Origin of the sequence: Leucobacter sp. USHLN154 (genome assembly GCF_037145595.1) — a bacterium.
Taxonomy (GTDB): Bacteria; Actinomycetota; Actinomycetes; order Actinomycetales; family Microbacteriaceae; genus Leucobacter; species Leucobacter alluvii.
The window spans coordinates 207,082-223,295 of sequence record NZ_JBBCXF010000003.1 but is presented as its reverse complement, the minus strand read 5'-3'; the positions used below and the strand labels follow the sequence as shown (position 1 = coordinate 223,295).

Below are 16,214 nucleotides of genomic sequence, written 5' to 3'. Positions count from 1 at the left end.
CAGGGCTGAGCGAATGGGCAACCTCACCATCCTAGCTGCTCGAAGCAGATGGCGCTCCCAGAGCCGCGGTGTCCGCCCAGAGCACGGTCTCCGCTGCTCCGAAGACCCGTGCCGCAGGGAGCAGCGGGGCGCTCCGAGCGATGGTCCGACCGACCGCCTCGGCTTTCGCGGTGCCCGCCGCGATGAGCCAGACGCGCTCAGCACGTCGCAGCGCCGGAAGGGTCAAGGTGACGCGCTCCGGCGGTGGTTTCGGCGAATTTCTGATCGGGAGCGCTTCCGGCGCTTCGTCTGAGACGATCTGGAGCTCGTCCATGCCGGGAAACAGAGATGCGATGTGGCCATCGGGGCCCACACCGTTCAACGCGACATCGATACGGTCGATGCCATGGACGACGGCTGCGTAGGCGCCGGCGGCCTCGTCGAGCGCGAGCCCGGAATCCGGCCCCGCCACCCGGTGCACGAGCGAAGGATCGACGGCGACCGCGTCGAAGAGCGTGCGGTCGGCGAGAAGATCATTGCGATCCTCATGACCCGACGGGACCCACCGCTCGTCGCCCCAGATGAACCGGACCCGGGTCCACTCGACGGTGTCGCGATCCGGATGGGAGCTCAGGGCCTCGAGCACACGCTCGCCGCCGGAGCCACCGGTGAGCACCGCGCACGGCACTCCCCCATCGCCCTGGCGCTGCCGGCAGACCTCGATGAACGCTCCCGCGAGCGCGTGGGCCAGTTCATCGAGGGTCGGGTGCTGCGAGATGCGCATGGACATACGAATTCGCCTGCGCCTAGGCGGAGATCTCGCTGCGGTCGCCCGACCAGAGCGTGTGGAACGATCCCGGGCGGTCGGTGCGGCGGTACGTATGCGCTCCGAAGAAATCGCGCTGCCCCTGCACGAGCGCGGCGGGGAGGCGCTCGGCCCGCAGCCCGTCGTAGTAGGCGAGCGACGAGGAGAACGCCGGTGCCGGAATTCCAGCCCCGGTCGCGTGGACGACGACGCGTCGCCACGCCTCCTGGCTCTTCGCGAGAGCCTCGGCGAAGTACGGTGCGCTCATCAGCAGGGCGAGGTCGGATTCAGCCGCATAGGCATCGGCGATCCGGTTCAAGAACTGCGCCCGAATGATGCAGCCGGCGCGCCAGATGCGTGAAATCGCACCGAGATCGATGGTCCAGCCGTATTCTGCGGCGCCCGCGCGGATCTCATCGAAACCCTGCGAGTACGCGACGATCTTCGAGGCGTAGAGCGCCTGGCGCACGTCCTCGATGAATGCGGCTTCGTCGGCAACTGCGGGCTGCTCGCTCGGGCCCGGAAGCGACGAGGCTGCCGCACGCTGCTCAGGGTGAGATGACAGCGAGCGCGCGAACGTGGCCTCGGCGATGCCCGACACGGGAACGCCGAGCGCGAGCGCGGTCTGCACCGTCCAGGCGCCCGTGCCTTTCGCACCGGCTTGATCGAGGATCACGTCGACGAGTGGCTTGCCGGTCGCGGCATCGTTCTGACGGAGCACCTCCGCCGTGATCTCGATGAGGTACGACTCGAGTTCACCGTCGTTCCACTCGGCGAAGATGTCGGCGATCTCCGCAGGCGACTTTCCGGTGCCCCGTCGAATGAGGTCGTAGGCCTCGGCGATGAGCTGCATATCGGCGTACTCGATGCCGTTGTGGACCATCTTGACGAAGTGGCCGGCGCCATCGTGGCCCACGTGCGTCACGCACGGTTCGCCCTCTGCGACCGCGGCGATGGAGCGCAGGATCGGGCCGAGCGTCTGCCAGGCTTCGTCGGAACCGCCAGGCATGATGCTCGGACCGTTGAGCGCGCCTTCCTCGCCGCCCGAGATGCCGGCGCCCACGAAGTTGATGCCCGTCGCCCGCACGGCGCGCTCGCGCCGGATGGTGTCAGGGAAGTATGCGTTGCCGCCGTCGACGATGATGTCACCGGGTTCGAAGACGTCGACGAGGGCATCGATCGTCGCATCGGTGGCTGCGCCGGCCTGCACCATGATGATGGCCGTTCGCGGCTTCTGCAGCGACGCCGCGAACTCCTCGTAGGTGAACGCCGGCACGAACTGCGCCTCCGGGTGAGCTGCGACCAACGCCTCGGTGCGCTGCGGGCTGCGGTTGAACACCGCCACGGTGTTCCCCTCCCGGCTGGCCAGGTTGCGCGACAGATTCGCGCCCATCACGGCGAGGCCTACGACCCCGATGTTCGCTGCGGCTTCAGACACGCCAGCTCCTTCATTCATGCGTCAGTGTGGGTGGTGCGCGCAGCGCGGCTGCGCGCGAGTTGTTCGAGTACGCGGCCGTACATGACGTCCTCGCCCAGCCCGCGCAGTTCCTCCGCGAGGCATTCGCTCAACGTGCGGCGAGGCAGAACGATCTGGTGCGTCGGTTGCCCTGGCTGGCTGAGCGCCGCGTGCACGGGCGACAAGCGTTTGAGCACCGCGTCGCCGCTCTGGCGCGTCAGCGTCACCGAGTGCAGCCCCTCCGCGTGGAGAGCGCGATCGAGCAGCGTGCACTTCGTCGGAACCCCGAGCGCCAGCTCGAGCCAAGCCGCGAGCAGCTCCGTCGACGGCGACGCCTCAGAGCCGACGACCTCGACCGCTGTCACCGGCTCGAACGGCGGCTCATCGAGCACCGCGGCGAGGTACTCGCGCCAGCGCGTGAGCCGCGTCCAGGCAAGATCGGTGTCACCGGCGGAGTACCCGGAGATACGCACGTCCCACGCCGAACCGTCGGGAGCTGCGGCGTCCGTGATGCGCCGCTGCCCGATTCGGCCGAGCGGGTCGGCGCCTGGGCGATCCGGCGCCTCCTCCGGCCACCACACCGCGACCGGGGCGTCGGGCAGCAGCAAACCGGTGACGAGCGCCTCGACTCCGCTGGCGACTTCACCGGAAGCGCGCAGCACGATCACGTCGCTCGCACCCGCGTCCGCGCCCACGCGGATCTCCGCGTCGAGCCGATTCTCCGCCTCGGGGCGGCTGAGCAGCACGATCACTCGCATGGGGTGCTCGCTGGACGCGTGATTCGCGGCCGCGATCGCCGACTCGTCGAGCTCGCCGGAGGCCGAGATGACGAGGGTGAGCACGTGACCGAGCGCCGAGACACCGCTCTCCTGGCGCATCGAGACGAGCCGGCGCGTCACCGCGCTGACCGTCGTGTCGGGCAGACTCTCGATCATGGCCGTCTCCAGGTGCGTCCGTCGCGGGCGAGCATCTCGTCGGCCGACGCCGGGCCCCAGGATCCCGGAACGTACTGCTCGACGGGCGCGTCGCTCTCCGCCCAGTGTCGTTCGATCGGGTCGAGGATCCGCCAGGAGAGCTCGACCTCTGCCTGACGGGGAAACAGGGGCGCGTCACCCAGGAGCACGTCGAGGATGAGGCGCTCGTACGCCTCCGGGCTGGCCTCGGTGAACGCGTGACCGTAGCCGAAGTCCATCGTCACGTCGCGCACGCGGGTGCCACTGCCGGGAACCTTCGCGCCGAAACGAATGGTGATGCCCTCATCGGGCTGGACGCGGATCACGAGCGCGTTCGATCCCTGCTCAGAACGCTGCGCCTGACCGAAGAGGTTTCCAGGCTCCTTGCGGAACACGACGGCGATCTCCGTGACGCGTCGGCCGAGCCGCTTTCCGGTTCGCAGGTAGAAGGGCACCCCCGTCCAGCGGCGCGTGTTGACGTGCAGCTTCATCGCCGCGAAGGTCTCCGTGCGCGACTGCGGATCCATGCCGTCCTCATCCAGGAAGCCATTCACGAGCTCGCCGCCCTGCCACCCGGACGCGTACTGCCCGCGAGCCGTCGATCGCTCGAGGTCTTCCGGCAGCGACACCGCCTCGAGCACCTTCTCCTTCTCCGCACGCAGGTGCTGAGCCCCCAGACTGATGGGCTGCTCCATCGCGGTGAGTGCGAGGAGTTGCAGGAGATGGTTCTGGATCACGTCGCGCGCTGCGCCGACGCCGTCGTAATAGCCGGCGCGGCCGCCGACGCCGATGTCTTCGGCCATCGTGATCTGCACGTGGTCGACGTAGTTCCGGTTCCAGATCGGCTCGTACATCGCATTCGCGAAGCGAAGTGCGAGGATGTTCTGCACCGTCTCCTTGCCGAGGTAGTGGTCGATGCGGAAGATCGAATCAGCGGGAAACGCGGATTCGAGCACATCGTTCAGCTCCCGAGCGGAGGCGAGGTCATGGCCGAACGGCTTCTCGATGACGACGCGCCGCCATCGCTGATCGTCTCCCGTGCGATCCACGAGCCCCGAGCTCGAGAGGTGCTTCGCAACCTCCGGGAACGCGGTCGGCGGAATCGAGAGGTAGAACGCGTGATTGCCCATCGTGCCGCGCTCTCGGTCGAGCGTCTCGACCGTGTCGCGGAGACGGTCGTACGCCTCGGGGTCGTCGAACTGACCCTGCACGAAGCGAATACCCTCCGCGAGCTGCTCCCACGTCTCTTCGCGGAACGGGGTCCGCGCATACTTGCGCACAGCATCGTGCACGATCTCCGCGAAATCTCGATCCTTCCAGTCGCGGCGAGCGAACCCCACAAGTGCGAACCCAGGCGGCAGAAGACCTCGGTTCGCGAGGTCGTACACCGCGGGCATCAACTTCTTGCGCGACAGGTCACCCGTCACCCCGAAGATCACGAGCGAGCTGGGCCCCGCGATACGACTGAGCCTGGGATCATCCGCAGAGCGGAGCGGGTTGGAAGGAAGCTTCATCCCATCCTTTCTCACAGATCAGGAATTCAAGACGCCCCGAGCTGCCTCCGGCAGGGCACTCGGTTGTGAGAGAGCCCACCGGGCTCTCTCAGATCGCAAACCCGAGTGCCCGCATCATGTCGCGGCCGTCGTCCGTGATGCGCTCCGGCGTCCACGGCGGCATCCACACCCAATTGATGCGGAACGCCGTCACGAGACCGTCGAGTGCCTCAGCGATGTCGTTCTCGATCACGTCCGTGAGCGGGCAACCGGCGCTCGTCAGCGTCATGCTGATCACGAGCGCGTCGTGCTCCTCGTCGAAGGCGAGATCGTAGATCAGCCCGAGATCGACGATGTTCACGCCGAGCTCGGGGTCCGAGACATTCTTCAGCGCCTCGTACGCCTGTTCGCGGAACTCCGGATCGATCGACTGGGGTACCGTCGTGGTTTCCTCGCTCATAGCGACCAGCCTACGCCTTATGCGCTCTCGAGGAAGCGGTCGTAGCCCTCTTCCTCGAGTCGGTTCGCGAGCTCGGGCCCGCCCTCTTCGGCGACGCGGCCGTTGACGAAGACGTGCACGAAGTCGGGCTGGATGTACCGGAGGATGCGCGTGTAGTGCGTGATCAGCAGGACGCCGAGACCGGTGTTCTGCTTCGCGCGGTTCACTCCCTCGGAGACGACCTTCAGCGCGTCGACGTCGAGGCCGGAATCGGTCTCGTCGAGCACCGCGAATTTCGGCTTCAGCAGTTCGAGCTGCAGAATCTCGTTGCGCTTCTTCTCGCCGCCCGAGAAGCCCTCGTTGACGTTGCGCGCCGCGAAGGACTCGTCCATGCGCAGATTGCCCATGGCCTCCTTCACGTCCTTCATCCAGGTGCGGATCGCCGGCGCCTCGCCGTCGATCGCGGTCTTTGCGGTGCGGAGGAAGTTCGCGTTGGTCACGCCCGGAATCTCGACGGGGTACTGCATCGCGAGGAACATGCCGGCCTGCGCACGCTCGTCCACGCCCATCTCGAGCACCTCTTCGCCGTCGAGCAGGATCGACCCGCCCGTGACCTCGTAGCGCGGGTGGCCGGCGATCGCGTAGGCGAGCGTCGACTTGCCCGAACCGTTCGGTCCCATGATGGCGTGGGTCTCACCCTGCTTGATGGTGAGGTCGACACCCTTGAGGATCGGCTTGGCGCCCTGCTCGGTCTCGACGCTGACGTGCAGGTCTTTGATTTCAAGAACGGAGCTCATGTGTTAAATCTCTTTCGTAACGTTGGGGTCGATGTACACGTCGCCGTCCTCGATCTCGACGACGAAGACGGGAACCGGTTCGTAGGCCGGGAAATTCTCGGGCACTCCGGTCACCAGCGAGAACGCCGAACCGTGCGCCCAGCACTCGAGGGTGTCGCCGTCCACGAAGCCTTCGGCGAGGCTGACCTGACCGTGGCTGCACGTATCGCCGATCGCGTGCACGGCGCCGGTCCCGTCGAGCACGACCGCGATCGGCACATCGTCGACGACGACGCGGACCGCTTGGTCCTGCACGAGGTCGCTGACTGCGAGCACCTTCTGCCGCGGCATCAGCGGACGGAGTCCGCGAGCTCGGATTCGACGGCGGCGTGGAGGCGTTCCTCCGTCGCAGCGTCACCGATCCGGGCGATGACCTCGAACAGGAAGCCGCGCACCACGAGCTTGCGCGCCTCCTCCGCGGAGATGCCTCGGCTCTGCAGGTAGAAGATGTGCTCGTCGTCGAAGCGTCCGGTCGCGCTGGCGTGACCGGCTCCCTCGATGTCGCCGGTCTCGATCTCGAGATTCGGGATCGAATCCGCCCGCGTGCCCTCGGTCAGCACCAGGTTTCGGTTCTGCTCATAGCTGTCGGTGCCGTTGGCGTTGTTGCGGATCAGCACGTCGCCGATCCAGACGGTGTGAGCGCCCTCGCCCTGCAGCGCGCCCTTGTAGGTGACGCGGCTGCGCGTGTGGGGAGCGTCGTGGTCCATGTACACCTGGTGCTCCAAGTGCTGACCGGCGTCGGCGAAGTACGCGCCGAGCGCTTCCCCGTTGGCGCCCTCGTGATCGAGATGGATCGAGGGGTTCAAGCGGACGATCTTCCCGCCGAGTGACACGACGATGTGCGTCACCGACGCGTCACGACCGACCGTCGCGTAGTGGCTCGCGAGGTGAATGGCCTCGTCGTTCCACTGCTGCACGCTCACGACCGTCAGCTTCGCGCCGTCGCCGACGACGATTTCGACATTCTCGGAGAGATGAGCGGCGCCCGTGTTCTCGAGGATGACGAGGCCCTGGGAGTGCGGGGCCGCTTCGATGACGGTGTGGCCGGCGCGCGGCGTCGTGTCGAGTGCGTCACGCGTGACCACAGCGGTCACCGGCTCTTCCGACGACACCGTCACGACGTGCGCCTCACCGAACGCCGACCAGGCCGCAGCAGCGCCGCGCTCCTCGGGCGTTCCGGCGCGTCCGATGCGCGCGTCCGATCGCGCGACCCACTCCGACGTCACGCCGGCGACCGCCGAAACGGACACGGGTACCCGCGATCCGTCGAGCTGGCCGTTGAGCAGCGCGTCGAGTTTCGCGACGGGCGTGTACTTCCAGACCGCTTCGCGGCCCGTCACCTCGGCGAAGTCGGCGACGTCGGTCGATACGGGCCGCTCCGACCGGGTCTGGACGGGCACGCGGTTCGCCCAGTCCCCGTCGGAGTGCGCGGTCAGGCCGTGCTGAGCAGTTTCCTTCGGTGCAACAGCTTGCGTCATTATCCGACGGATCCTTCCATGCCCATCTCGATGAGCTTGTTCAGTTCGAGCGCGTACTCCATGGGCAACTCGCGAGCGATCGGCTCGATGAAGCCGCGGACGATCATCGCCATGCCCTCTTCCTCGGCGAGCCCGCGGCTCATGAGGTAGAACAGCTGCTCCTCGCTGACGCGGGAGACCGTGGCTTCGTGTCCGAGCTCCGCGTCATCCGTGCGGATGTCGATCGCCGGGTAGGTGTCGCTGCGCGAGATCGTGTCGACGAGCAGCGCGTCGCAGACCACCGAGTTGGCGGAGTGCCGGGCGTTGGCCTCGATGCGCACCTCACCGCGGTAGCCGGTGCGTCCGCCGCCCCGAGCGATGGACTTCGCGAGGATCGAGGACTTCGTGTTCGGCGCGAGGTGGATCATCTTCGCACCGGTGTCCTGGTGCTGGCCCGGTCCCGCGAAGGCGACCGACAGCGTTTCGCCCTTGGCGTGCTCACCCGTGAGGTAGATCGACGGGTACTTCATGGTGACCTTCGAGCCGATGTTGCCATCGACCCACTCCATGGTCGCGCCCTCTTCGGCGATCGCACGCTTGGTGACCAGGTTGTACACGTTGGTCGACCAGTTCTGGATCGTGGTGTAGCGCACTCGCGCGTTCTTCTTCACGATGATCTCGACGACGGCGGAGTGCAGCGAGTCCGACTTGTAGATCGGCGCCGTGCAACCCTCGATGTAGTGCACGTAGCTGCCCTCGTCGGCGATGATGAGCGTGCGCTCGAACTGGCCCATGTTCTCCGTGTTGATGCGGAAGTAGGCCTGGAGCGGGATCTCGACGTGGACGCCCTTGGGGACGTACACGAAGGAGCCGCCCGACCAGACGGCCGTGTTCAGCGCCGCGAACTTGTTGTCGCCGGAGGGGATGACGGTGCCGAAGTACTCTTCGAAGATCTCGGGGTGCTCGCGGAGCGCCGTGTCGGTGTCGAGGAAGAGCACGCCCTGCTCCTCCAGGTCCTCGCGGATCTGGTGGTAGACGACCTCCGACTCGTACTGAGCCGCCACGCCAGCGACGAGGCGCTGGCGCTCTGCCTCGGGGATGCCGAGACGCTCGTAGGTCTCCTTGATCTCCTCGGGCAGCTCCTCCCACGTGGTGGCCTGCTTCTCCGTGGAGCGCACGAAGTACTTGATGTTGTCGAAGTCGATATCGGAGAGGTCGGCGCCCCACGCTGGCATCGGCTTCCGACCGAAGATCTGCAGCGCTTTCAAGCGACGCTGGAGCATCCATTCCGGCTCGTTCTTCAGTGCCGAAATCTCGCGCACGACCTGCTCGCTGAGTCCGCGCTTTGCAATCGCGCCGGCTTCGTCGCTGTCGTGCCAGCCGAATTCGTACTGGCCCAAGCCTTCGAGCTCGGGTCGGTCGATCAGTACCTCTGGCATGATCCCTCCCTCATTCTTCGTCTCGCCCGGGAAACCCTGGCCGAGCCGGAGGGATCCGGTCGGCGAAGTGCGCGCGTTACGTGGATGGATGCGCACATCGGGTTCCCTGCAGCGGTGCAGTATTCTGGGCTTCGTACGTCACCGGGCAGATCCGATGCAGAGCACCGAAACACTCGGTTCGACGTTCGCAACCACAGCTTCCCATTCTACAGGTTTCCGATAGTTTCGGGGGATGTCCGCTCAGGGCATCTCATGACTCTGGGAAGCAGCCGAGAGGAGTCCCGTTGTCCAGCGCGCCCACCGCAAGCACCATCGCCCCGCGGCCGCCCGTCCCGCATCTCGGGGTCGCCTCGCGCTTCCTCCGGATCGTGGCCTGGGCGTCCTTCGTGCTGAACACGTTTATCATCGGCACCGGCGGTGCCGTGCGGCTCACCGGCTCCGGCCTCGGCTGCCCGAACTGGCCGCTCTGCGCCCCCGGCTCGCTCGTTCCCACAGAGGAGTTGACCTACCACTCGCTGATCGAGTTCGGAAACCGCACCATCTCCGGACCGTTGCTGATGAGCGCGATTCTCGTCTTCGTGCTCACGTGGCGGCTGCGCGCGAGCCGGCGCGACCTCTTCGCGATCGCGTCGGTGGTCCTGGGTCTCGTGGTGCTGCAGGCCCTCATCGGAGGCATCATCGTCTGGCTCCACCTGAACGCGAACCTCGTCGGCATTCACTACGTGATCTCGCTCGCGCTCGTCTGCATCACGGCGGCCTACCTCACCCGCATGTACGAGATGGGCGGGCCGCGCGAACGCGTGGTGCCGAAGGGGTTCGCGATCCTCACGCACGTGACCACGCTCGCGATGGCGGTCACGGTGATCTTCGGTGTGCTGACGACCGGGTCGGGCCCGCACTCGGGCGACTCGACCATCCAGCGCGATGGCATCGACGCAGTGCTCATGAGCCACATCCACGCGTGGCCCGGGTACATCGCCTTCGCGTTGACGCTGGCTCTCCTCGTGTGGGCCGCGGCTCGCCGCCTGCGTCCGCTCCGCTGGATCATCGCGCTGTTCGCGGCACTCATCGTGCAGATCGCGATCGGGATCTACCAGGCGCGCGCCGGGCTCCCCCCGTTCGCGGTCGGGGTGCACATGGTGCTCGCGGCGCTCACCGCTGCGGCCATGACGGTCGTAGTGCTGCGTCTCAAGCGGCCGGCAGCTGCACCCGCGGCGGCGATCGAGGTCGAATAGGGCTGCTCGCTCTCCGATCGTTCTCCGGCAATGCCCGCGACGCTCAGCAGCGGCCCGGGGCGCAGACGCCTACCGAGCTCTGCCGCCAGCAGGCCCGATGCCTACGGGCCTGACGCCTGGCGCCTGCAGGCCCGACGTCTACGGGCCTGCCGCCCGCCGCCTGGCGGAGTCCGATCCCTGCCTCACCCTCCCCGAAAGCGCATTTCGGCATCTGAGTTCGTCCCCGCTGAGCACCAACCGCGCTTTCGGCGACTATCTTTGGCGCGGTGCGGCTGGCTCAAGCGACGACGTGCGGCCCTCCGCGAGAAACTTCGCGACGGACCTCGGAATGCGCTCCCGTTCGCGTCCGAGCCGAACCAGCATGCGCGCCGCCGTGCGATCGGGCGTGAGGAGCACGTCCTCCGCATGGAAGCGCAGCCCGCGCCATCCGGCATCACGCGCACCGTCATAGCGGGCGATGTCCCGGAGGTACTGCGTGCGAGAGGTCCGGTGCTGCGCTCCGTCGTACTCGAAGAAGCTCCGCGTCGCCTCGTCGGTGAGGTCGAACCGGCCGATCTCCTCGTACACGGTTCGAATCGCGCCCTGAGTCATGAGGTCCGAGATTCCGACGCTTTCGCCGATGAGCCGCAAGAGCGTCTCCATTCGCGACTCAGCGCCGTGCCTCGCGAGTCTCAGCGCGATACTGAGGCGTACGGCGCCTCGAGTGCGGCGGGCTGCACGAAGATCCTCCATCAGGTGCTCTGAGAGAATCGCCACCGCGTTGTCGAAGTGAGCGGGGCCTCTGTGCAGGAGCGAGTCGAGCGCGACGACCAGCTCCGGCCCGGGAAGCATGGTGGCGGCTTCCCTCACAGCGTCGGCCGGGAGCGAAACGGGGAGGCCCAGTGCACTTTCATTCGTCCACAATCCTGCGGGCACCTGCAGCTCGAGCGCGAGTCCGTTCGTCGTGCGGTGCCCGGCCACGCCAGCTCGACGCATCGGCGTGGTACCCGGCGCGGAGGCCACGTCCACTGGGGCTCCGGGCGCGACGTGAACGGGGCAGCCCAGAAGCGCAAGGGCGGTCGCGTGGCTGAAGCGGTCCCCCGGGCGAAGCTTCGGCCGGAGGGCGATTGCCCGGCTCACGAGTGAAGGGTCGACCTCGCATGCCGTGCGCACGCCGCGGTGCGGGCGAGTGAGCGTGCGGTTGCGCAGCGCTCCCCTGCCGAAACCGGCGTCGAGTGCCGTTGTGATGGAGAACGGTTGCGTGCCGAATGTCTGAGTGATCCTCAGGAGTTGTCGTGACATGCGGAGAGCTTGTCACCGTGGGGACGGGTCGCGCAGATGTTATCCACAGGCCCACCAGCGCTACAGCGCGACGTGCGACGTGCGATGCGCGACGTGCAATGCGCGATCTGGAGGACTTCGATTGGTCTGTGGGTCTCGGCTGCCCCCGGAGTCTGTGCGCGAGAGCGCAGTTCGGCACCGATCCGCTCTCGGACCGAGCACGAACCGCGCTTTCGGCGGAGCGCGGACGCGAAGAGGTGCGGAGGGGCGAAGGTGCGGGAGCGGAGTGGCCCCGAGGCGCGCGCGGCGTTGCACGGGAGCGGAGGGCGCGGGGGGAACGACGGCGGCCTGGAGAAGGCGCTCGAGAGCGCAGTTCGGCATGCAGCGCGCCCTGAATCGAGCACCAATTGCGCTCTCGAACGGCGCGCGGGAGCGGGCGGGGAGCGGGCGCGGGAGCGGGCGGGGCGGCACGCGAGAGCGCGCGCGGGCGGGGCGCGCTTGAGCGGGCGGGGCGGCACGCGGGAGCGCGCGCGGGCGGGGCGCGCTTGAGCGGGCGCGGGCGGGACGCGAAGTATCGGGAGCGTGCGTGCTGAGCGAAGCGGCGCGCGCCGCTTAGAAGGGCAGCAGTGCGTCGACCGCGATCACGAGCGAGATGACCGAGAGGTAGATGTTCGCCGTGTGGAACACCTGCATCGGCTTCCCGGCCTCGCCCCGGATCGCGTGCGCGTACAGCCGGTGCGCCTGCACGATGAAGTATCCGCCGAATACGAGTGACGCGACGGTGTAGGTCCAGCCCATCTCGGCGACGGGGATCAGCAGCAGGCTCGCCGCGACGGTCGCCCAGGTGTACAGGATGACCTGCAGCCCGACGGTGACCCGACCGCGCACGACTCCGAGCATCGGCACGCCGGCGGCCGCGTAGTCGTTGCGGTACTTCATCGAGAGCGGCCAGTAGTGCGCCGGCGTCCAGAGGAAGATGACGAGGAACAGTACCCACGCGGGCCAGTCCAGTGTGCCGGTGACCGCGGCCCACCCGATGAGCACGGGGAAGCAGCCGGCGATCCCGCCCCAGACGATGTTCTGCTCGCTGTGACGCTTCAGCACGATCGTGTAGATGACGACGTAGAAGAAGATCGCACCTGCGGAGAGCGCGGCGGCGAGCAGGTTCGTCGTCAGCGCCAGCCATACGACGGAGAGGGAGCCCATCACCCAGGAGAAGATCAGGGCGTTGCGATCGGAGATCTCACCGGTGACGAGGGGGCGGTTCTCCGTGCGCTTCATCTTGCGATCCATGTCGCGGTCGATGTAGCAGTTGAACGCTCCCGCCGACCCGGCGCTCATGGCGCCGCCGATGAGGGTCGCGAGCACGAGCCACAGGTTGGGGAGGCCGCCCTGCGCGAGGATCATCGCGGGAACGGTGACCACCAGCAACAGCTCCATGACCCGGGGTTTCGTCAGGGCGACGTAGTTCTTGACCGTACGGCCGAACGAGGGTCGCCCTGCGGTAGCGCGGGCCTGAGTCTGGGCTGGGATCTGCGTGGACATCACCTTCTATGGTACCCCGCCGTTCGATAAGATTGTGCGGGGGTGCGCCAGGGCGGCGTTCACCCCGATTCAGCCGGAAAGGAACGTCTTGGCGAACGAACTGCAGTGGGATGAACTCGACGATCGCGCGGTCGACACCGCGCGGGTACTTGCGGCGGATGCCGTGGAACAGGTGGGCAACGGGCACCCGGGCACGGCGATCAGCCTCGCACCGGTCTCGTACCTGCTGCACCAGAAGGTGCTCCGTCACGATCCGTCGGATCCTCACTGGGTCGGGCGCGACCGGTTCATCCTCTCCGTTGGCCACTCGTCGCTCACGCAGTACGTGCAGCTGTACCTCGGCGGGTACGGTCTCGAGCTCGACGATCTGAAGTCGTTGCGCACCTGGGGTTCGAAGACGCCGGGCCACCCCGAGTACGGTCACACCGACGGTGTCGAGATCACCACCGGCCCCCTCGGGCAGGGCCTCGCTTCGGCAGTCGGGTTCGCATACGCCGCGCGCTACGAGCGCGGCCTGTTCGACCCGGAGGCGGCACCCGGGACGAGCCCCTTCGATCACTTCATCTACGTCGTCGCCGGAGACGGCGATCTGCAGGAGGGCGTGACGAGCGAGGCGTCGTCGCTCGCCGGTCACCAGGAGCTCGGCAATCTCATCGCGATCTACGACTCCAACCAGATCTCGATCGAGGACGACACGAACATCTCGTTCTCCGAGGACGTGGCGAAGCGCTACGAGGCCTACGGGTGGCAGGTCATCGAGGTCGACTGGAAGAAGACGGGGTCGTACGTCGAGGACATCGCCGAGCTGCACGGAGCGATCGAAGTCGCTCAGGCGGAGACCTCGAAGCCCTCGCTCATCATCGTCAACACGATCATCGGCTGGCCCTCCCCCGGGAAGCAGAACACCGGCGGCATTCACGGCGCGAAGCTCGGCTCCGAGGAGCTCGCCGGCCTGAAGACCGCGCTCGGGTTCGATCCTGAGCAGCATTTCGCCGTCGCGTCTGAGGTGATCGAGCACACCCGCGCGGCCGTGCAGCGCGGGGCGGAGAAGCGTGCTGAGTGGCAGGTGGGATTCGATGCGTGGGCGACTGCGAATCCGGATCGCAAGGCGCTCTTCGACCGGGTCGAAGCCCAGCAGCTTCCGGCCGAAGCGCTCGAGGTGCTGCCGACGTTCGAGCCCGGCGAGAGCATCGCGACCCGTTCCGCGAGCGGCAAGGTGCTCGCCGCTCTCGGCCCCGTGATGCCTGAGCTCTGGGGCGGATCCGCCGACCTCGCCGGATCGAACAACACGACCATCCCGAACGCGCCGTCCTTCGTCCCTGCGGAGCGCTCCACCAACGCGTGGCAGGGCGATCCCTACGGCCGTGTGCTGCACTTCGGCATTCGCGAGCACGCGATGGGCGCGATCCTCAACGGCATCCAGCTGCACGGGAAGACGCGCAGCTACGGCGGCACCTTCCTGATCTTCAGCGACTACATGCGGCCCGCTGTGCGCCTCGCCGCCCTGATGAACGTGCCCAGCGTGTTCGTCTGGACGCACGATTCGGTCGCCCTCGGAGAGGACGGACCGACGCACCAGCCGATCGAGCAGCTCGCCACGCTCCGCGCGATTCCGAATCTCGCAGTGGTGCGCCCTGCCGACGCCAACGAGACGGCCATCGCTTGGCACGAGATCCTCACGCGCAATGCTGGCCCGTCGGGCCTCGCGCTCACCCGGCAGAACGTGCCGGTGCTGCCGCGCGGCGGAGATTTTGTGAGCGTCGAGCAGGCCGCGGAGGGAGTGCGAAGGGGCGCCTACGTGCTCGCCGACTCCCCCACGGATTCGACGGACGTCCTGCTGATCGCCACCGGCTCCGAGGTGCAGCTCGCCGTCGAGGCGCGCGAGCGTCTCGCCTCCGAGGGCGTGGGAGCGCGCGTCGTGTCGGCGCCGAGCCTCGAGTGGTTCGCCGAGCAGACGGAGGAGTACCGCGAGAGCGTGCTCCCGAAGGCGGTGACCGCGCGCGTGAGCGTCGAGGCCGGTCTTTCCCTCGGCTGGGACCGGATCGTGGGCGACCGCGGCCGCTCCGTGTCGATCGAGCACTTCGGCGCCTCCGCCGACTACCAGACACTCTTCCGCGAGTTCGGCATCACGACCGACGCCGTCGTCGCAGCTGCGCACGCGTCGCTCGCCGCCTGAACCCGCATCTCTGAAAGGATCATCACAGGATGACGAACCCTCATACCTCCGCTCTCAGTGAGGCCGGAGTCAGCATCTGGCTCGACGATCTGTCGCGCCATCGCCTCGAGAGCGGCGAGCTCGCCTCGCTGGTGGAAACGGTGAACGTGGTCGGTGTGACCACGAATCCGACGATCTTCGCGAACGCCATCGGCGGCGGCGACGGCTACGGAGACCGGCTCAAGGACGCCGCTGCGCGCGGACTCGACACGGATGCGGCGATCGTGGAGCTCACGACCGCGGATGTGGCCGACGCATGCGACCTGCTCGCCGACGTGTACGCGTCGACGGGTGGACGAGACGGCCGGGTGTCGATCGAGGTCGAGCCGGGCCTGGCCCGCGATACGGCCGGTACGGCGACCCAGGCTCAGGATCTCTGGGCTCGCGTCGACCGTCCGAACGCCATGATCAAGATTCCGGCGACCGTCGAGGGACTCGATGCGATCACCGAGACCATCGCGGCAGGGATCAGCGTCAACGTCACGTTGATCTTCAGCCTCGAGCGCTACCGCCAGGTGATCAACGCGTACCTCGCTGGCCTCGAGCGCGCTCGTGCTGCGGGCATCGATCTCTCGACGATTCATTCGGTCGCGTCCTTCTTCGTGTCTCGCGTCGACTCCGAGATCGACCGTCGGCTTCGCGAGATCGGCACACCGGAGGCGCTCGCGCTCACCGGGCAGGCGGGCATCGCGAACGCCCGCCTCGCATACGAGGTGTTCGAGCAGTCCTTCGACACCGAGCGTGCTCGGTTCCTCGTCGGGCTCGGCGCGAATCCGCAGCGTCCGCTGTGGGCGTCGACGGGCGTGAAGGATCCCGCGCTCGCGGATACGGCGTATGTGACGGGTCTCATCGCTCCGAACACCGTGAATACGATGCCGGAGGCGACGCTGCGGGCATTCGCCGACCACGGGCACGTCCCCGGCGACACGATCTCGGGATCGTACCTGGAGTCGAACCAGGTGCTCAACGCGATCGACGCCCTCGGCGTCGACTACGCCGAGGTCACCGAGCTGCTGGAGCAGGAGGGCCTGCAGAAGTTCGAGGCTTCCTGGTCGGAGCTGCTCGGCACGGTCGAGCAGGCACTTCGAGAGGCTCGTTGAGC

At 67.4% G+C, this 16,214-nt stretch carries 14 protein-coding genes; 3 read left to right on the top strand and 11 right to left on the bottom strand.

The window, feature by feature from the left end:
• Positions 1 to 31: 31 nt before the first annotated feature.
• The 9 genes from pgl to sufB form a co-directional block, all read right to left on the bottom strand.
• Positions 32 to 769, bottom strand: a complete 738-nt coding sequence (gene pgl, locus WFH23_RS07145) for a 6-phosphogluconolactonase (RefSeq protein WP_336662053.1) — start codon at positions 767 to 769, stop codon at positions 32 to 34.
• A gap of 16 nt (positions 770 to 785) precedes the next feature.
• Entirely contained in the window at positions 786 to 2,240 is a 1,455-nt protein-coding gene (gndA, locus tag WFH23_RS07140) for an NADP-dependent phosphogluconate dehydrogenase (protein WP_336662052.1), read from the bottom strand.
• Positions 2,237 to 3,175, bottom strand: coding sequence for a glucose-6-phosphate dehydrogenase assembly protein OpcA (locus tag WFH23_RS07135; protein ID WP_090148993.1), 939 nt, complete (start codon positions 3,173 to 3,175; stop codon positions 2,237 to 2,239). Before WFH23_RS07135 ends, gndA begins: the two co-directional genes overlap by 4 nt.
• Entirely contained in the window at positions 3,172 to 4,707 is a 1,536-nt protein-coding gene (gene zwf / locus WFH23_RS07130) for a glucose-6-phosphate dehydrogenase (protein ID WP_090148990.1), read from the bottom strand. Before zwf ends, WFH23_RS07135 begins: the two co-directional genes overlap by 4 nt.
• Positions 4,708 to 4,795: 88 nt before the next feature.
• Positions 4,796 to 5,146 (bottom strand): metal-sulfur cluster assembly factor, encoded by a 351-nt coding sequence (locus tag WFH23_RS07125; protein WP_211648429.1) that lies wholly within the window; start codon positions 5,144 to 5,146, stop codon positions 4,796 to 4,798.
• Between the two features lie 17 nt (positions 5,147 to 5,163).
• Positions 5,164 to 5,922, bottom strand: a complete 759-nt coding sequence (gene sufC / locus WFH23_RS07120) for a Fe-S cluster assembly ATPase SufC (RefSeq protein ID WP_090148986.1) — start codon at positions 5,920 to 5,922, stop codon at positions 5,164 to 5,166.
• Between the two features lie 3 nt (positions 5,923 to 5,925).
• Positions 5,926 to 6,252: a non-heme iron oxygenase ferredoxin subunit gene (locus WFH23_RS07115; RefSeq protein ID WP_090148983.1), complete on the bottom strand. Its 327-nt coding sequence runs from the start codon at positions 6,250 to 6,252 to the stop codon at positions 5,926 to 5,928.
• Entirely contained in the window at positions 6,252 to 7,439 is a 1,188-nt protein-coding gene (gene sufD, locus WFH23_RS07110; RefSeq protein WP_200328821.1) for a Fe-S cluster assembly protein SufD, read from the bottom strand. Before sufD ends, WFH23_RS07115 begins: the two co-directional genes overlap by 1 nt.
• A complete protein-coding gene (gene sufB, locus WFH23_RS07105) occupies positions 7,439 to 8,857 on the bottom strand; it encodes a Fe-S cluster assembly protein SufB (RefSeq protein ID WP_090149813.1) in 1,419 nt (472 codons plus the stop codon). Before sufB ends, sufD begins: the two co-directional genes overlap by 1 nt.
• 284 nt (positions 8,858 to 9,141) lie before the next feature.
• Between sufB and WFH23_RS07100 the strand changes: the two genes are divergently transcribed.
• On the top strand, positions 9,142 to 10,092 hold the full coding sequence (locus WFH23_RS07100; protein ID WP_336662051.1) for a COX15/CtaA family protein: 951 nt from the start codon (positions 9,142 to 9,144) through the stop codon (positions 10,090 to 10,092).
• 252 nt (positions 10,093 to 10,344) lie between these two features.
• Here WFH23_RS07100 and WFH23_RS07095 read toward each other — a convergent pair whose 3' ends face one another.
• Together WFH23_RS07095 and WFH23_RS07090 are read right to left on the bottom strand one after the other, a co-directional pair.
• Positions 10,345 to 11,373 (bottom strand): hypothetical protein, encoded by a 1,029-nt coding sequence (locus WFH23_RS07095; RefSeq protein ID WP_336662050.1) that lies wholly within the window; start codon positions 11,371 to 11,373, stop codon positions 10,345 to 10,347.
• A gap of 591 nt (positions 11,374 to 11,964) precedes the next feature.
• Complete coding sequence (locus WFH23_RS07090; protein ID WP_090148975.1) at positions 11,965 to 12,897, bottom strand: heme o synthase; 933 nt, start codon at positions 12,895 to 12,897, stop codon at positions 11,965 to 11,967.
• Between the two features lie 88 nt (positions 12,898 to 12,985).
• Between WFH23_RS07090 and tkt the strand changes: the two genes are divergently transcribed.
• Positions 12,986 to 15,073, top strand: coding sequence for a transketolase (gene tkt, locus WFH23_RS07085; protein ID WP_336662049.1), 2,088 nt, complete (start codon positions 12,986 to 12,988; stop codon positions 15,071 to 15,073).
• Positions 15,074 to 15,102: 29 nt separating this feature from the next.
• Positions 15,103 to 16,212, top strand: coding sequence for a transaldolase (gene tal, locus WFH23_RS07080; protein WP_336662048.1), 1,110 nt, complete (start codon positions 15,103 to 15,105; stop codon positions 16,210 to 16,212).
• Positions 16,213 to 16,214: the final 2 nt, after the last annotated feature.